The organism is Sporolactobacillus laevolacticus DSM 442, from assembly GCF_000497245.1.
Lineage (GTDB): Bacteria > Bacillota > Bacilli > Bacillales > Sporolactobacillaceae > Sporolactobacillus > Sporolactobacillus laevolacticus.
In genome coordinates this window covers 14,802-31,242 of record NZ_AWTC01000018.1, presented here as the reverse complement: position 1 = coordinate 31,242, position 16,441 = coordinate 14,802, and the positions used below count along the sequence as shown (strand labels likewise).

Annotated in this window: 17 protein-coding genes, 1 pseudogene and 1 riboswitch; of the genes and pseudogenes, 15 read left to right on the top strand and 3 right to left on the bottom strand. The window is 40.7% G+C overall.

Annotated elements, in window-relative coordinates:
- Positions 1-24 precede the first annotated feature (24 nt).
- The 4 genes and pseudogenes from P343_RS33625 (at position 25) to P343_RS33615 (ending at position 2,400) form a co-directional block, all read left to right on the top strand.
- Positions 25-453, top strand: a complete 429-nt coding sequence (locus tag P343_RS33625) for a GNAT family N-acetyltransferase (protein WP_023511308.1) — start codon at positions 25-27, stop codon at positions 451-453.
- A gap of 38 nt (positions 454-491) precedes the next feature.
- Entirely contained in the window at positions 492-1,034 is a 543-nt protein-coding gene (locus P343_RS33620) for a CDP-alcohol phosphatidyltransferase family protein (RefSeq protein WP_023511307.1), read from the top strand.
- Between the two features lie 372 nt (positions 1,035-1,406).
- Positions 1,407-1,901, top strand: a pseudogene (locus P343_RS0119180) (NUDIX hydrolase); the annotation flags it as partial.
- The gene (locus P343_RS33615) at positions 1,822-2,400 is read left to right on the top strand and encodes a YjjG family noncanonical pyrimidine nucleotidase (protein ID WP_084297844.1); all 579 of its coding nucleotides are present in this window, start codon (positions 1,822-1,824) and stop codon (positions 2,398-2,400) included. The pseudogene P343_RS0119180 and the gene P343_RS33615, both read left to right, overlap by 80 nt.
- Before the next feature lie 2 nt (positions 2,401-2,402).
- Here the strand turns inward: P343_RS33615 and P343_RS37535 are convergent, their stop codons facing one another.
- Together P343_RS37535 and P343_RS33610 are read right to left on the bottom strand one after the other, a co-directional pair.
- Positions 2,403-3,875 carry an MFS transporter gene (locus P343_RS37535; RefSeq protein ID WP_422784832.1) on the bottom strand — a complete coding sequence of 491 codons (1,473 nt, stop codon included), beginning with the start codon at positions 3,873-3,875 and terminating at the stop codon, positions 2,403-2,405.
- Between the two features lie 58 nt (positions 3,876-3,933).
- On the bottom strand, positions 3,934-5,157 hold the full coding sequence (locus P343_RS33610) for an alkaline phosphatase family protein (RefSeq protein WP_023511304.1): 1,224 nt from the start codon (positions 5,155-5,157) through the stop codon (positions 3,934-3,936).
- A gap of 202 nt (positions 5,158-5,359) precedes the next feature.
- Here P343_RS33610 and P343_RS33605 point away from each other — a divergent pair, with 202 nt between their 5' ends.
- Together P343_RS33605 and P343_RS33600 are read left to right on the top strand one after the other, a co-directional pair.
- Positions 5,360-5,914, top strand: coding sequence for a DUF1697 domain-containing protein (locus P343_RS33605; protein ID WP_023511303.1), 555 nt, complete (start codon positions 5,360-5,362; stop codon positions 5,912-5,914).
- A gap of 72 nt (positions 5,915-5,986) precedes the next feature.
- On the top strand, positions 5,987-6,166 hold the full coding sequence (locus tag P343_RS33600; RefSeq protein WP_023511302.1) for a FaeA-like protein: 180 nt from the start codon (positions 5,987-5,989) through the stop codon (positions 6,164-6,166).
- A 268-nt stretch (positions 6,167-6,434) separates the two neighbouring features.
- On the opposite strand, the gene P343_RS33595 is transcribed toward P343_RS33600, so the two are convergent.
- On the bottom strand, positions 6,435-7,208 hold the full coding sequence (locus P343_RS33595) for a DUF2935 domain-containing protein (protein ID WP_023511301.1): 774 nt from the start codon (positions 7,206-7,208) through the stop codon (positions 6,435-6,437).
- A gap of 114 nt (positions 7,209-7,322) precedes the next feature.
- Here P343_RS33595 and P343_RS33590 point away from each other — a divergent pair, with 114 nt between their 5' ends.
- From P343_RS33590 to P343_RS33545, 9 genes are all read left to right on the top strand, one after another.
- Positions 7,323-8,273 (top strand): nucleotidyltransferase domain-containing protein, encoded by a 951-nt coding sequence (locus P343_RS33590; RefSeq protein ID WP_023511300.1) that lies wholly within the window; start codon positions 7,323-7,325, stop codon positions 8,271-8,273.
- A 252-nt stretch (positions 8,274-8,525) separates the two neighbouring features.
- The gene (locus P343_RS33585) at positions 8,526-9,173 is read left to right on the top strand and encodes an SDR family NAD(P)-dependent oxidoreductase (RefSeq protein WP_201767689.1); all 648 of its coding nucleotides are present in this window, start codon (positions 8,526-8,528) and stop codon (positions 9,171-9,173) included.
- Positions 9,174-9,667: 494 nt separating this feature from the next.
- Positions 9,668-10,873: an MFS transporter gene (locus P343_RS36475; protein ID WP_023511298.1), complete on the top strand. Its 1,206-nt coding sequence runs from the start codon at positions 9,668-9,670 to the stop codon at positions 10,871-10,873.
- 103 nt (positions 10,874-10,976) lie between these two features.
- The gene (locus tag P343_RS33570) at positions 10,977-11,666 is read left to right on the top strand and encodes an HAD family hydrolase (RefSeq protein WP_023511297.1); all 690 of its coding nucleotides are present in this window, start codon (positions 10,977-10,979) and stop codon (positions 11,664-11,666) included.
- A gap of 85 nt (positions 11,667-11,751) precedes the next feature.
- Positions 11,752-12,537, top strand: a complete 786-nt coding sequence (locus tag P343_RS33565; RefSeq protein WP_023511296.1) for an MBL fold metallo-hydrolase — start codon at positions 11,752-11,754, stop codon at positions 12,535-12,537.
- Positions 12,538-12,582: 45 nt separating this feature from the next.
- A complete protein-coding gene (locus P343_RS33560; RefSeq protein ID WP_023511295.1) occupies positions 12,583-13,038 on the top strand; it encodes a GNAT family N-acetyltransferase in 456 nt (151 codons plus the stop codon).
- Between the two features lie 405 nt (positions 13,039-13,443).
- Positions 13,444-13,869: a hypothetical protein gene (locus P343_RS33555; protein WP_023511293.1), complete on the top strand. Its 426-nt coding sequence runs from the start codon at positions 13,444-13,446 to the stop codon at positions 13,867-13,869.
- 35 nt (positions 13,870-13,904) lie between these two features.
- Positions 13,905-14,007: riboswitch (purine riboswitch) on the top strand.
- A 170-nt stretch (positions 14,008-14,177) separates the two neighbouring features.
- Entirely contained in the window at positions 14,178-14,741 is a 564-nt protein-coding gene (locus P343_RS33550; RefSeq protein WP_023511292.1) for a phosphoribosyltransferase family protein, read from the top strand.
- Positions 14,742-14,758: 17 nt separating this feature from the next.
- Complete coding sequence (locus tag P343_RS33545) at positions 14,759-16,432, top strand: ABC transporter ATP-binding protein (protein WP_023511291.1); 1,674 nt, start codon at positions 14,759-14,761, stop codon at positions 16,430-16,432.
- Positions 16,433-16,441: the final 9 nt, after the last annotated feature.

The window sequence follows — 16,441 nt, the reverse complement described above, 5'->3', positions numbered from 1 at the left end:
AAACCAATAGTTTGAGGTGAACCAATGATCATTAGGACAATGAACACTGAGGATTTGCCGCAGCTGGCAATGTTGTACAAGCAATTTTGGGATGAAGATTCCGATATCGATAAAATGAAGGCGCAATTTGAAAAAGTAGCACAAAGACACACGCATATTTTATTAAGTGTAGTGGTAGAAGACAAGCTGGTTGGTTCCGTGATGGGCGTAGTCTGTGAAGAGCTGTACGGGGATTGTCGGCCGTTTCTTGTCGTTGAAAACATGATTGTCGATCAATCAGCAAGGAGAATGGGTGTCGGCAGAGCTTTGCTGAATGAACTTGAAGAACGCGCACGAGAAAGAAATTGCACGCAGATGATTCTTGTAACAGAGAAGGATCGAAGCGATGCGTGCCATTTTTACGAATCTTATGGCTTTTCGTTAGACACCACAGGGTATAAGAAAAAATTGTAATTAAACGAGCAGAGACAATTTAAAAGGCTGGAAAAATCATGATGAAGCATGTGCCGAATATACTGAGCATAAGCAGAATAATTTTCGTGATTCTGCTGATGTTTTTTTATAAGAATGGATTGCTTTTTATCGGGCTTTATACTGCCGCTGTTGTGAGCGATCTTCTTGACGGCTTTATTGCCCGAAGGACAAACAACCAAAGTAGATTTGGCGCACGGTTAGACTCGTTTGCTGATGTATGCATGTATGGGATTGTCATTGTGGTGATTTTTTATTGGGCACGCGATTTGCTTAAGCCATTCATTCCTTGGATCGCTATTATTGCCTTGATTCGAGTGGGGAATTTTCTGATCGCTGCATGTAAATATCATGTATTTGCCGGACTGCATACATGGGCGAATAAGTTAGCTGGTGTGCTGATTTTCCTGACACCAATCGTTTTTTATGCAACAAGGAATACTGTTTTTTTCTGGATTACATGCCTGGTTGCGCTACTGTCTGCCATTGAAGAGGGACTGATTCATTTAACCAGTGAAACATTGGATGAGAATCGGCGCAGTTTGATACACAAAGATATCTGACAAAACAATCGGATATCCGAATGTGACACTTTTGATGAAAAAAATCGTATAGATAAAGCGGTTCCAAAAAAATTAACCGAGTGGTCTGGAGGTATCGGGATGGGAATGATTATCGCTTTTCTAGGTTTGCCTTTTCGATTGCTGCAACAGTCTTTTGGTACAATGAAGCAAAAGGGCGAGAGAAAAAGAAGCAAAAGTAACGATGTTGTTTAGTGTCCCATAATTAACACATTAAGAAATGAGGATGCGTGCATGCTGAATGTACATTTTCATGATCCGGCCGATATTGATGACGCGCAGATTAAATTTGCTGTCATTATGGCGAGATACCGAGACCAATGGATTTTTTGCCGACATCAATCAAGAGACACCTATGAAATTCCGGGCGGGAAGCGCGAACCCGGTGAAACGATTGAAGACGCAGCAAGACGGGAGTTATTCGAAGAAACCGGAGCGATTGGTTTTGATCTCAAACAAATAGCAGTTTATTCTGTTGAACGGGATCGGGATTTTTCATATGGCATGCTTTATTTTGCAGGAGTTAAGGAGCTTTCGGAGCTCCCTAAACTGGAGATCGCTGAAATTAGTTTTCACGACGCACTGCCTGAACTATTGACCTATCCTGAAATTCAACCTCTTCTGTATCAAAAAGTTGTCCGGCAAATAAACGTGAATCCCAAATATCATTATCTGCTTTTTGACGCGGACAACACCTTGTTTGACTATGATCAAGCGGAAACCGTGGCACTCGAACAGACATTAAGTCAGTTTGGACATACATACAGCGATGAGCTGCGTACGGCTTATCGCAAAATCAATCAATCAAACGCTATGGGACCAGCTGGAAGCGAAGCAAATTACAGTTAAAGACCTTCAGAATAAGCGGTTCAAGCTTCTGTTTTCCAATCTCGGTGTTGAAGAAAATGCAGAAGACTTTAATACCTATTATCTTAATGTGTTGGCAAATAGTGCACCGCTCATTGATGGAGCGGAGGAACTATGCACGAATCTGAGCAAGTATTGCAGGCTGGCGATTGTGACGAACGGTATCTCTAAAACGCAGCATCGCCGTTTTGAACAATCAACAATCAAAGACTTCTTTACCCATCTTTTTATCTCAGGAGAGATCGGGTTTCAAAAGCCTCAGGTGGAATATTTTGATTATGTCTTCGAAGCCATGCAGATCACAGATAAAAGCAAAGTGCTGATGGTCGGAGATTCGCTTGCTGCCGATATCATTGGCGGCAAGAATGCCGGGATTGCGACATGCTGGTACAATCCGACGGGCAAAGTAAATGATAAAAAAATCCATGCCGATTTTGTCATCAACCGATTGGACCAATTGAATCCGATCATTTTCGAATAAACTTACAGTTCTTCAACCTCTGTCGATGGCTGCGACTGAAAGTGAACTTTGCTCAGCGTCAGTGAAACAAAGCCAATGGCGAAAATGAGCAACAGGCTTAAGATACCGAATGACGAACGGCCGGTTGCGGCCGCGCTGAACGCATAGAGCGCAGGCCCGATAACAGCAGCGAATTTGCCGAAGATGTCATAGAATCCAAAGAATTCATTCGATCGATTTGCCGGAATCATCTTAGCGAAAAACGCCCGGCTAAGGGCTTGAATACCGCCTTGGCACGTGCTCACTAAGACAGCAAGTATCCAGAAAAGTACAGTTGAAAAGCGAATAGCATCGGTATAATCCTGTGCGCGCGTTTGATCAGATAAAAAAGCATCAACGTTCACTCTCAGTTGTTCTAATTCGGCTTTCTCCGTTTTACCACGAGTATTTGCAAGAGTGTTGATCTGTTGATCAAAAGCGTTCACACGGTCTGCGTCCGATAAAATAGAAATCCCATTTTTTTTAATGGAATCCAGTGTCTGCTGGTCGAGCTGTGCACTGGATTGATTGACCACTTGTGTAAAGCCATTTTCATACGCCTTTTGGTGGGGCTCCAATGAGAAACCGAGATAAAAGCCAAGCAGGCAGATCAGCATGTAGACAAGTACTCCGCCTTGAAGCATACGATGTGTTCCCCACCGTTCAGACAAGCGGCCAAAGAGAATGGAAAATGGGACAGCGAGCAATTGCGTCATAAGTAAAGCGAGAATCATCAGGCTGCTGCTCAGTCCTAATGTACTGCCATATGAGGTGGACATTGAGATCACTGTGCCCACACCGTCAATATAGAAAAAATAGGCGATCATAAAAAACAAAAGCTTTCGGTCATGGATGATTGCTGAAATGGTATGTTTGAGATTAGTAAAGGCGTTTTGCACCAATTTGCTCTTGGGTATGTTGATGTAATGCGTTTGATGAACATTGCGTAGGAGTGGTAGGCTGAACCCAAGCCACCACAAAACCGTCAGTACAACGGAAATTTTAACCGCCAGTGTACCGTTCACACCAATGAAGCGACCAAACAGAATCAGTCCAATTGAAATGAGAAAAGGAATCGTGCTGCCGCCCAGATACCCCATAGCATAGCCATAAGCGGAAACTCTATTCATCCGTTCTCGAGTTGTGACATCAGTCAGAAAGCTGTCATAGAAGAGTGAGGTGCCTTCAAAGCCGATAAACGAAAGACTGTAGCCAAAAAGCATAAGCATTGGTTGGTCGGTGAAGGCCATGAATGCCGTAAAAAAGGCACCGAAGAGGAGCGCAAATGTAAACAAGCGCTTCTTCATGCCTTTGAAGTCGCCTAGCGCGCCAAGAAAGGGAGCGGTCAGTGCGATGATAAGCGATGAGGCGGATGTGGCGTAGCCCCACCAGACATCACCGGCAATGCCGTTCGACTTAGCAACGGCAGCGAAGTAAATGGGAAAGATCGCCGACATAATGATGGTCGCGTATACCGAATTGGCCCAGTCGTACATAATCCAGCTTTTTTCCGTTTTAGTGAATGGTGACATGATGCGCTCCTCCGGACAGTTTGTTTTTTCCATCCATAGCCCATAGCGGGATATCAAGTAAATCAGCGGCTAGCGGGCAAATATCGACAATGCAGCCGCCTTCCGTGACGGTATTTTTTTCAATGTCTGGACCAATCGCCAGATAGAAAGGTTGGTAATGATCATGTGCCAAACTGTAGCCGTGCGAACCTTTTACAGATTCTCCAAAGCTATAACCATTCGCCGCTTCAAGGCCGAAGATGAATTCTCGATCGAAACCACTGATTTCCATTTCCTGCTCTGTCAATGCACGATGAACGGATGGCTGTGAAAGATAATTTAAGACAAGGTTGCGCGCAGTTTCTTCAACAGACGGATTCACTATTTTTAAAAATGAAGTGCCTCCGGCGTTATGGAAAAAGGCATCGAAATGCTCTGCACCTGAAGTCTCATCCTTGCGAATCAGTCCATCAGCTCTAAGCCAATCATTAGGGTCAACAGAATTCGAGACGTTCAGGCAGCCATGATCACTGAACACAATGACTGCTGTGTTTTCTTCACCCCATGCTTGATGAGCAGAATCAATAAGCAGCCCGAGATGATCATCCAGCCGTTTCAAGGCATCCGTAACTTGTGGACTGTCCGGACCAAACCGGTGCTTATGGTCGTCCGCATCAAGAAGGTGAAGGAGCAAAAGATCCGGCTTTTTCTTAAGCAGGGCATCGACCGCAATGTGTGTGGTGAATGCGTCAATATGTGGTTCAGCGATTTCTTTCAAATATTTTTTGTTCTGTACAATTGAGGAAAGGATAAACCACGGACTGCCTCCACGAAGCGTGACGGATGCACGTTCGACCATCCCCATCTCCCCAGGAACCTCAGGGAAATTCCATTTTATTTTTGCCCCGCAAGTCACTGGGTAAAAGATGGAACAGACCTCAAGCCCAATTTCTGCAGCTTTTTCATAGAGCGTTGGAGCCTTTAGGAGACGAGCGTCGCGCCGCCAGTCGGGTGAAGCTTTTCCCGGTTGACTGAAAACATTCTCGATCAGTCCGTGCCTGTTCGGATGGACGCCGGTAATAATGGAACTATGACATGGGTACGTATTTGAAATGAAAATCGACTGTACGTTTTTGACCAATGTGCCCTGGGAACAGAGCTTAGAAAAATGGGACTGTTTTAATAGAAACGCAACATCGTCTGTGCTTACGGCGTCGAGCGATATCATGATGAGATGTGTGTCATTATTCGTTTTGATCTCCCCCTGATTAGTACTCTTTTGTTTCTGTATCTTTTATTCTCCAAAGGATGGTTCAACTTCCTTCACCATAGCAAGTACATTTGAAATCATTACCCCGCTTTTTGTAAAATATAAGTAAATTTATCCTGTGAATCAAGTTATTTAAAACTACTGAAATGAGGAACCTTGGATGATCTACATCGCTTTGCTGCGCGGCATTAATGTCGGAGGAAAAAATAAGATAAAGATGGCGGAACTTAGAGACGTATTGACGGGAAGCGGATTGAGTCATGTACGCACGTATATTCAAAGCGGTAATATCCTTTTTGAATCCGATCAAGAGGAACAGGTCCTGAAAATGCAGATGGAACAAGCAATTAAGAACCAATTTGGATTCGCCGTCAGCGTCATTTTGCGGACAAAAGACGAATGGGGAAAAATGATTCAGAACTGCCCGTTTACGGATGAAGACATTAAAAAAGCGCAATCGACGGCGGTTGGCGAGAGCCTGTATGTAACAATGCTAGAACAAGTGCCTGATTTAGCAAAAGTTCAACAACTTGAAGCGACGGATATCGGCGAAGATCAATATAAGATCGTCGGACGCGATGTCTATCTTTTATTTCATCACAGCATTCGTAACTCGAAACTAGCATATCAAGTCGAGAAACTGAGCAGCCCATCCACAACACGAAATTGGAAAACAATTGACAAACTCTATGCATTAGCAAGTCCCGCAGAGTGAGTATAATAGAGGTGATGAAAATCTGAACGAATGATGCTCTAAAAAATTAGTGTGAATTGGGAGAGATCGACTATGGAAAGCTACGATGCTGTACTCGCCTTTTTTGAAAAAGCGGAAGAACCTGTAAACGCCGGTGCAGTTGCCGAAGCAACAGGCATTGACAAGAAAGAAGTCAACAAAGTCATGACGAAGCTGAAGAAAGAAGAAAAGATCGTATCCCCAAAGCGCTGCTACTGGGAAATAAAAAAGTGAACATGAGCATTTGAAAAAGCCGCCGTCTTACGAGACGCGGCTGTCTTTGTTATTGAAGAACCGATTAATACAAATAATAAGATAGTCCTTTACGAGCAGAAAATGTTATAAGAAATCAATTGGATGTTATAGTAAGGAAAATTTATCCCCACCTGTGATTAGGTGAGGATGAGTTTATACTTTATTTGAATCTATCAGAGATTTTTTGGAAGGAATAAAGGGCATTCTCTTCGGTATGCTCAGGCAATGTATCATCCCCGAAATGGAGTTATGTTGTAATTCCTTCCTCTAAATTCCTCCAGAGGTGGTGGGCTTCTCTGGCAAGATGCTCTAATAAATCTGGTGGTGCAGTTGTAATCGCGGCACACTGCTTGATGAGCGCATCTAATTCCAATTTGAATTTTTCTAGATCCTTTGTTTCTGAGATCACCATTTGCCTAAAAGCGTTTAATACGGGTAACATTTCAGTGCGTGGTTTTCTTATGATTGTATTGAGTGCATTTGCTTGGAGAAAAAGTCGTTCAAACTTATGTGTCATTTTCCGTACCTTATCTTGTAGTTCATAATTTGATGGATCTAAATAATGCTGTACAAATGCAAGATGATCAGCCATTTGTCTCAACCAAAACACGCTTTCATGTAAGACCGAATCCGATACGAGAACTTGACCGCCACTTTTCATTAAATCAAATACATTATTAGACTCTTCGGCTTCGCGTATCATATGATCCATAAGCGCTACTGGTGTCGAAACAATCACTTGACACCGTAAAGCCTTATCCATGCCATGTAGAAGGAAATGACGAAATTCACTTATTGCTTGTTCAGATTCATTAACCAGAGTAGTAAGATCTCCCTGTTTCTGTTCCGCCTGCTGCCATATCCCTGCCAAATTCTGAACCATACTTTGGTTTACACGGGCTAATTCCAATTCATGATGACTGATTTCTCTGTCAAAAAATTGACCATGTTCTAAATTATTTCGCAACCAAAAGGCTACGATCCCGTATGCATCCCTTTCGTAATTATCCATATACCCCATAAATACACCTCTTTTCGTTGAACTTAACGGATACGATTATATTCTGAGAAAATTTGAATATGCAAAGTTTGAAATGATTCTTTTACAATGAAATAAAAAAGAGGTAGTCATCTAATGAATAGTAGAAGCAATGAACTGATTCGTTTGGCTAAAGAATTTGTCACTTTGACTTTTCCAGAGGAAAGCTATGCTTCAATTAGCGGTTCTGCTGCGAGGGGAACAGCAGATAAATATAGTGATATCGATTTAACGATCTTTAATGCTTCTGACCAACAAATCGATAAAAACATAGAATTTTGTAGTGAAATCGTTCAGGTACACTTTACTCCCCTTCCTCAGATTGAGCAGGTTTACAAATCCCCATGGGCGTTTAGATTTCTATCTGAAATTAAGATCATTAGAGACAAGAGTAATCTGTTGGAGACAATTCAAAATAGAGCAATCGAATTTTTCAACTCATTAAGCGGTAAACAACAAATGATCAGTGAAGTTCAAAGAATTGTTAAAGATAGGACAATGGCTGCCAATCAATTTTATAAAGCCGGTAGGACGTATTCTGCAACGCATGCTGCAATGGGGGCGTGGTGTGAAGCTGCCTTCTTACATATGTATATGACCGAAAGAACACTAGCAACAGGCTGTTTAATCCCCTGTATCAGGAAAAATCAACAACTGTTTAGCTCGTTAAAAAAGTATTCATCGATTCGTGAATGTAGCAGTATAACAGACTTCTCTCCAATTCTGCACTTGCTCAGAGAATACTTAAGAGAACAAAACTATGACTTACCTTTTGATCTCGATCCACTTCAAGAAATGCTAGTTGAGCGTAAAAATAAACGATTTATCAATACCGGTGATCTGTTTAACCTTCAATGGCAAATGTATGGAGAAGCCCTTTGGCTTTATTTTTGTATTGATGATCAAAAAACATTTGAACAATTCTATGAAAGTCTACCAATTGAACTTAAAAGAGGGTTAAGTTCAATTGGCTTTGTACCCTTAGAAAAACAAAATATCGATGGCCTCTGTAACTTAAGCCAGCTATTGATTAAAGATTACATTTAAGCTAAATTTCTTATGCTTCGCACCTTGGTTTTATTACACATTAGAAGGATAATACACAGTAAATAATGAAGTTGGTAGAAAAACCAGACATACTAACAGCCAAACTCATTTAATATAAATATTAAAAAGTAAAATGATCGATAAATCTGCGAAAGTGATCGATATATTTTTGAAAATGATCGATAAATTTCCAAAAGTGATCGATAAAATATGCGAATTGAAAAGAAAAAATAGAATAAAAGAGATGATCATATGTATTTGAAAGGCAAAGTAGCTGTAGTCACTGGAGCAGGGAGAGGTATTGGAAAAGCGATAGCACTCGCTTACGCTGAAAATGGAGCATGTGTTGTTTGTGCAGCAAGGACTGCGTTAGAAATCGAACAAGTTGCTGAAGAGATACAAGAAAAAGGCGGGAAAGCTTTAGTAGTTCAGACAGATGTGACGGATCTTGAATCCGTTAAAGCGCTGTTCAAAAAATCTAAAGAGCATTTCGGTGGTGTTGATCTATTAGTCATAAATGCAGGAGTTAACAATGACCGGAATTTGGTAGAAGAGAGTGATCCCCAAAACTGGATGGATACAATAAATGTAAATTTAATTGGTGCATATAATTGTGCCTATTCAGCGATCCCGTATATGAAAGTACATGGTGGAAAAATTATAACAATAGGTTCAGGTAGAGGGCATAAAGGTGCTCAAGGCGGTTCAGCTTATGCTTGCTCAAAAGCTGGATTATGGATGCTGACTCGGGTATTAGCTCAGGAACTCTGGAAATATAAAATAAGTGTTAATGAACTTATTCCCGGACCTGTAAATACGTCAATGGATAACAACAAAAAATCTAATGTTTTTAGCATTGACAGTGAGTGGGTGAAGGAACCTAAAGATGTTACTCACTAGCCCTTTTTCTAGCAGAACAACCAGAGATAGGACCCACAGCACAAAGCTATAGCTTAATGAGAAGAGATAATTGATAGATAATGAGAACGTGTTGTACTGCAAGGTTGACGGATACTGCACAATAAAATATAGCTGAGGTGAACTATATGAAAAAGATTAACAATTATATTAAACTAGGATTATTTTTCAATGGAATTTGGCTCATTTCAAATGCTTTTAATTTGTTACCGAGTTTTATTGAAGGACTATGTTGTGGGGTGGGGTTGACTCTTATATTAATAGGAATGTATGCTCAGAATCATGATATATCTAAACTGAGAACTTATAAAAAAAGGTTATTGAAAAAAGTATTTCATTTTTAAACCCATAATAGATAGTACGTTCACTACTGCGCAGTTAGCGATAATTGAATCAGAGAGTAAATGATTTAGAATCATCTTTTGGGGGATTCGTTTTTGTAAGCAAAATAATGGATAAGAACTGGGGAGATACATATGGGTTCTTCATCTCAAAAAGATGTTATAACAGAGCCATTAAATAAACAGTTTCTCATTCTCCTGGGTATTATTATGGGACTCCGGGAATTGTCGATGACCATGCTTAATCCTTTTATTTCATTATTTGGTAGGCAATTGAACGGAAGCACGCCTTTTTTAGCCGGGCTGGCTCTAGGTATTTATGGATTGACAAATGGATTTTTCCAGATTCCCTATGGTGTGTGGAGTGATCGAATAGGAAGAAAAAAGTTATTAATACTTGGTCTCCTTCAGCTTTTTCTCGGTCTGCTTCTTGCTGGACTAACATCAAATATCTATGTCTTTATTTTTGCACGAGCACTTCAGGGAAGTGGTGCGATTATGGGGATCGCTTATTCCTGGGTAGGAGACGTTACGCCTAAGGAAAAAAGTAATCAAGCGATGGGATTTGTTGGGATGATTGTCGCCCCATCGGCTGTAATTGCCTTCGTCGCAGGCCCCATCCTTTATCAATTCATGAGTCTAAAATGGCTGTTTCTTGGCGCAGCCTTCCTGATCGGAATTTCTTTGCTGTTCATTCTATTCTTCACCCATGAAAAGTTCTCAGGGCATAATACAAATAGCCATCCGTGGGCAATGCTTTGGCAAATGGTTCATAACAAAAATCTAATTTTCATTAGTTTACTTGGTGTTATTTATAACTTTATCATGGCTTGCCTGTTTTTTATTTTGCCGGATAAGTTTGATCACTATATGCCAATTAGTAATCTATGGCTTGTTTTTGCCCCCGCATTAATTATAGGAATGATCGTCATGAAGCTAGGAACAAGGGATGCAGATTACGGACATTTCAAACGTGTGAGCTTTATCTCGCTGCTTTTTCTCGGCTCAGGTCTCATCCTGCTCCTTGCCCCATTCGCGTTTTGTATCTGGTTCTCAGCGATACTTGTCATGTCCGGATTCATGTGCTTAACGACTGTCCTGCCTTCTTTGATCAATCGTTTATTTCTTGTAGATTCCCGCGGATCGGCCAATGGAATTTTACAGACCTTTACGTTCCTAGGATTCTTTCTCGGGCCAACACTATCAGGCATATACATACAAATGAATGTCGCTTATTTGATCTATGTAACAGTTGGATTGCTTTGTACCGTTGGACTAATACTTCTGCATTTCATTGATACTGAACAAAATAATAGTGAAGAGGATAACCTCAATATTTGAAAGTCACTTAAACACGTTTGTTTCATGGTACGTCTTTGCTACGCAGTTAACGGATAATGAGCAAAAGTGTACTCAGAAAATAACTTGAATCGGAGCAAAAAATATGAAAGCGATAGGATTCGACTTGGGAAGTACTCTTATTAAATACGAAAATGTTCCACAAAGTTGGAAAAGTCTGTATAAAGAAGCTCTTAAAGATGTTCTGATCAGCTGTGATTGTATTCCTAATAATAATATGATTGGAATAGGAGAAGAGATACTATCAAAATATAATACAAGAATGAATTATAGAGAAGTTGAAGTATCATCAAACCAAATATTCTCTGAAATGCTGGAAGCATGGAATTTGAACAAGGATAGCTATTTAAACAAAATAAAAAATGTATTTTATTCTTATTTTCAACGAACGTCACGCCTATACGATGATACAGTCATAACCTTAGAAACTTTAAAGAAACAAGGAGTAAGGATTGGCATTTTAACGGATGTACCCTATGGGATGGATAGGGATTATGTTTTAAATGATATTGAAGCTTTTAAGAGATATATTGATGTATTGTTGACCTCGGTTGACGTTGGCTTTAGGAAGCCAAACAAACAGGGTTATTCAGATTTATTAAACAATCTGGATGTGGCAGCAAACGAAATGGTATTTGTAGGCGATGAACAAAAAGATATTTTAGGAGCAAATAGTATTGGTATATATTCAGTCTTAATAAACAGAACAAGTACCATAAAAGAATACGGTCAAAGAAAAATGATAAGTTCTCTAAAGGAGTTGATGGCAATTTAATTTTTACTGCACAGTTCTTCTTTACTTTGAAGTAGATGGATACGTCAAAATAAAAAAAGAATCTACCAATAAAAAGAGTGATCATATGTCAAATACTGACTGGTTTACCGTTGAGAAGATTGATAGCCAAACATTTGCAATCAGCGAATACGGACACTGGGAGCATGTCCACTCTTACCTATTAATCGGTCATGAACGAGCAGCGCTAATTGATACAGGATTGGGTATAGGTAATTTACGCTCTGTTGTTGACCAACTGACAAAACTCCCGGTTATCGTATTAACCACTCATGTTCACTGGGATCATATTGGCAGCCATGGATTGTTCAATAAAATCTATGTACATACGAAAGAAAAAGATTGGCTAGAAAATGGAATTCCGGGTTTATCAATTGAGCAGATCCGTAAAGAAGTTTTTAGAGATATAACAAAACCACTCCCTCCGTCAGTACAACCTGAAAACTATAACATCTTTAAAGGAAAACCCACCGGTCTGTTTCAAGACAAGGATGTCTTTGAACTTGGTGGAAGAAAGCTTAAAGTAATTGACACACCGGGACACTCACCCGGTCATGTATGCTTTTACGATGAATCAACCGGCTACCTGTTTACTGGCGATTTAATCTATACAAAGACACCAATTTATGCCTTCTTCCCTTCTACAAATCCCGCCGACTTGGTAAAGTCGTTTAAGAAGGTTGCAAATCTAGAAAAAGACGTTTCAAAAGTTTTTGGTGGGCATAACGAACTTGGTATGGATTCATCTATTTTGCATGAAGCCAGAGTTGATGCTGATTTTTTAATTAATCATAGCCTGGTTAGATTTGGTACAGGCATACATCATTTTCAAAAGCTGAGTGTTCAATTCTAAATCAGATTATTGACTATTTTCTTTGATGATTGTGAGGAATATACGATGAAACAAGTAGAAATTATTAGTGGTGGACCGGAGTTGCTTGATATTGTAGAACCTTTATGGGCTAAACTAAATGAATACCATAAAAAACGTTCAACACATTTTTCACATAAATTTGAGCAGCTCACTTTTGAAAAGCGAAAACAAAATTTGCTAAAAGAGGCCTGTGATGTCACCATCAATTTAATTGTTGATCAAACAAATAATGCCTATGTTGGCTATTGTATTTGTACCGTAAACAAGGAGAAACAGGGAGAAATTGATTCTTTATTCATTGAAAATGAATATCGTAAATATGGGCTAGGAGCGGAACTCATCAATCGATCAATTACGTGGTTGGAAAATTATCAGGCCCAAACCATCGTCATCGGTGTCAGTGAAGGCAATGAGCATGCATTAGACTTTTATCAAAAATTTGGATTTTATAAGCGGAGATATATTTTAGAACGAGAGTAAAAGGTTCTTATAAAAGAGTACTATTTAACGGGATCAACATTTTTATGAATAGGACCAACTTCACCGAGAATAGGACCAAGTCCGCCTCCAAACTTTTTCAACAGTTAAGCCATTCCTATCCATTTTGGGACAAGAATGGCTTTTTTTCTTGCGTGCTCCATTTTAAATCGTAAATGTAGGCAACGACAGATTCTGCCTTTTTGAATTCCTCATATTCGTACAATGTCTTTGCATGGCTAGGGACGGCCATTCACAATTCATCCGAGGCGGATAGCCTTCAAAGCAATAGTACATATAGAGAACTTCAATTGATGCTTTTTGGTTCATGATTTTCGGTGCTGTGTATAAAATAGGCAAAATTTATCAATTCTAAACATACAAACCTTTGATTTGGATGGTGAAAAAATGAAACCGCTTAATGAATATTTGAAACGATTAGAGTACCTCAATCGTTTCGGTAAGGAACAAAAGATATGGTTAAGCGCAATGGTGACTTATATGCGTACCCATTTTTCGGATTGGGAAGAAACAACGTTTTCCCAGATGCCGACTTATTTTTATGATGGCAAATACATAGCTTTCTTAGCAGCACGGGATCACTTTACGTTCCACACTTCTGATGATGAGCAGATTCGCGTGTTGAAAAGCAAATTGCCAAATGCTAAGTATGGCAAACGATGTGTGCGTGTACCCATCAGCGATACATCAGCGATATCGATCTTTTTTGAGGTATGTATTGGCGCTAGAGGACAGGCGAATCTGAGCATAATTAGAGAGAGAACGAAAAATATTTTGAATAATGATTCGGTTGCCAAAAAATTATTACAGTGATATAATTTCTATTAAGAAATGCGTCGAATTAAGTCGAATTACATAGAATGTGAAACCATATAAGTCTGCAAATAAGGTGTGGAAGTCTCTACGCGGCGACCGTAAATTGCCTGCGCTATGGTGTTCTTTTTTCTGCTTGAACCAAGTTGAAATTCTGCTATATAGGGTTTTTTACGCAGAATTTCTTCTGTTTTCAATGGCGATTCAGAAAAAATGTCAGAAGGCAGAGGACACCTGTTCCCTGCTTTTTTCTATTTTTTCCTCAAAATGATGAGGACCAATTTTTGTAGGAATCAGGTGAGCAATGAATGGATGAATATGTACTTAAAGTTGCGGGAGTAGAACGAAAACTGCCGGTTGTCCGCATCGCGGATAATATTAAGATTGCGAGTTTCGTCATCCTCGGGGATACGGAACTTGTTACACTTGCTGCTGCGGAACTCAAGAAACGAATCCCGGAGGCAGATTACTTAATTACGGCGGAAGCCAAAGGCATTCCGCTCATTCAAGAGCTTGCTAGAATCTCAGGAATGAAACGCTACGTTGTCGCTCGCAAAAGCATCAAGCCATATATGAGTGATCCATTTGTTACCGAAGTCTATTCGATCACAACTCAGAGAAAACAGCTGCTCTGTATTGAAAAAGAAGAAAGTGAAATGATCAAGGGAAAACGAATCCTGATTGTGGATGATGTGATCAGCACAGGTGAATCAGTCAGAGCGCTGGAAAAGTTGATTAAGAGAGCCGGAGGCACTTTAGTCGGCAAAGCGGCGATTCTCGCTGAGGGTGAGGATGCCATTAACCGTGAAGATATTATCTATCTTGAAAAATTGCCGTTGTTCCCGATTGATCCATCTGACGCAATCCAATAAAGCGGGGAGACAAGAACTTGAGTTTCAAAATAGAGAACGTGAGCTATAAATATAGCCCGGAAGCACCTCAAATCTTAAAAAATATCAATATGGAAATAAAGGAAGCTCAGGTCACGGCGATCGTTGGTCCAAGCGGATGCGGCAAGTCGACACTGGTCAGCATCCTAAGCGGCGTTATTCCCACTTTGATGAACAAAGGGGAATTGTCGGGCTCGTTTCAGGCTGGTGATGAAGTAACCATCTCTGTTGTCAGCCAAACCCCGGAAAATCAGCTGTTTGGTTACGGGGTTGAGGATGCCATCGCTTTCGGTATCGAGAACATGGGGCTGGCCAGCCAGGACATTCATGAACGTGTCGAATATGTTCTGGATCTACTTCATATTCAGCACTTGAGAAAACGTGCGGTATCCACACTTTCCGGTGGCCAGAGACAGGCGGTTTGCATCGCTTCCGTCCTCGCCATGCGCCCTGATCTTGTCATTATGGACGAGCCGGTTAGTTCACTGGATCCACGAGGTAAGCACTTGATTCAGTCGGTGCTGAACCAGTTAAGATCATCTGGCCAGACAACTGTCATTGTAGACAACAATCTGGACTGGTTTTCAGGCATCGTGGATCATGTCGTTGGGCTTGACCAAGGCGAAGTTGTTTTTGACGGCAACAGAGATGAATTCTTCGCACAATTTGACGTGCAGAAAAAGTTAGGGGTCATCATTCCTCAAGAAGTTGAAATCTATCGTGAACTCTCTACAAAAGTGGAGGGACTTAAGCCTTTTTCAACGCTAGATGAAGCCTTCAAAGAACTCAGCGGCCGGATTGAACGAACAGAAGTACCGCCGCTACATGACGAACCGGAAGAACAAACCGAAGCAGTCCTTTCGGTCATTGATCTCAGTAAAAGATTTCAAGATGGATTTCAGGCGCTTAAACGAATCAACGCAGGATTCGAAAAAGGAAAGATCATTTCTATATTGGGCCAAAACGGTTCAGGTAAGACAACACTGGTTAAGCATCTGAACGGATTGTATCGACCTACGGAAGGCGCAGTGACTTATAAAGGTGCGGTAACAACGGACAAATCAGTCGCAGAGATTAGCAGGGATATCATCCTTGTGTTCCAGCATCCTGAACACATGCTTTTTGAAGAGAGTGTCTATCAGGAATTAACCTTCTGTGCGCGGGCTCAGGGTGTTCCCTTCAGCGAAGAAGAAGCGCTTGCTGTGCTTGAAAAATATGACCTGCTTAAGGACAAGGATGAACTGCCGGTCAATTTGTCGATGGGCAAGAAGCACTTGTTAACAATCCTTTCCGTGTTGTTCTCAAGTGCGGACGTGATCATTCTTGATGAACCGACATTAGGCATGGATCTTCACTTAAGAAATCATTTGGAAGACATTATTAGACATCTGAAAGAGAAGGGCAAGACCGTGATTCTGATCAGTCACGAAATCCCGCTCGTGTTTAAAATTTCCGACCAGCTTTTGGTACTAGATCAGGCACAGAAGCTGGATGAGGGAAGTAAGCAGGAGCTTGCCGATGACGAGGCGCTGTTTGAAAAAATCAACATTGACCTGCCACCGGTCGTTACTCTGTCTAGAAGACTTGGATTAAACCGGCTTGCCTGTGATGTGGATAGCTTCGCCGAAGCGGTTATCAGCAAGCTCCATTTAATAGAAAACAGTAAAAATTAAGGCTTTACT

Bases quoted from the DNA above. Each gene is read 5' to 3' on its own strand.
- P343_RS33550 (WP_023511292.1), top strand. From the start codon at position 14,178: ATGGATGAATATGTACTTAAAGTTGCGGGAGTAGAACGAAAACTGCCG.
- P343_RS33565 (WP_023511296.1), top strand. From the start codon at position 11,752: ATGTCAAATACTGACTGGTTTACCGTTGAGAAGATTGATAGCCAAACA.
- P343_RS33590 (WP_023511300.1), top strand. From the start codon at position 7,323: ATGAATAGTAGAAGCAATGAACTGATTCGTTTGGCTAAAGAATTTGTC.
- P343_RS33560 (WP_023511295.1), top strand. From the start codon at position 12,583: ATGAAACAAGTAGAAATTATTAGTGGTGGACCGGAGTTGCTTGATATT.
- P343_RS33570 (WP_023511297.1), top strand. From the start codon at position 10,977: ATGAAAGCGATAGGATTCGACTTGGGAAGTACTCTTATTAAATACGAA.
- P343_RS33600 (WP_023511302.1), top strand. From the start codon at position 5,987: ATGGAAAGCTACGATGCTGTACTCGCCTTTTTTGAAAAAGCGGAAGAA.
- P343_RS33625 (WP_023511308.1), top strand. From the start codon at position 25: ATGATCATTAGGACAATGAACACTGAGGATTTGCCGCAGCTGGCAATG.
- P343_RS33610 (WP_023511304.1), bottom strand. From the start codon at position 5,157: ATGATATCGCTCGACGCCGTAAGCACAGACGATGTTGCGTTTCTATTA.
- P343_RS33595 (WP_023511301.1), bottom strand. From the start codon at position 7,208: ATGGGGTATATGGATAATTACGAAAGGGATGCATACGGGATCGTAGCC.
- P343_RS36475 (WP_023511298.1), top strand. From the start codon at position 9,668: ATGGGTTCTTCATCTCAAAAAGATGTTATAACAGAGCCATTAAATAAA.
- P343_RS33620 (WP_023511307.1), top strand. From the start codon at position 492: ATGATGAAGCATGTGCCGAATATACTGAGCATAAGCAGAATAATTTTC.
- P343_RS33605 (WP_023511303.1), top strand. From the start codon at position 5,360: ATGATCTACATCGCTTTGCTGCGCGGCATTAATGTCGGAGGAAAAAAT.
- P343_RS33585 (WP_201767689.1), top strand. From the start codon at position 8,526: ATGTATTTGAAAGGCAAAGTAGCTGTAGTCACTGGAGCAGGGAGAGGT.
- P343_RS33555 (WP_023511293.1), top strand. From the start codon at position 13,444: ATGAAACCGCTTAATGAATATTTGAAACGATTAGAGTACCTCAATCGT.
- P343_RS37535 (WP_422784832.1), bottom strand. From the start codon at position 3,875: ATGTCGGCGATCTTTCCCATTTACTTCGCTGCCGTTGCTAAGTCGAAC.
- P343_RS33615 (WP_084297844.1), top strand. From the start codon at position 1,822: ATGAGCTGCGTACGGCTTATCGCAAAATCAATCAATCAAACGCTATGG.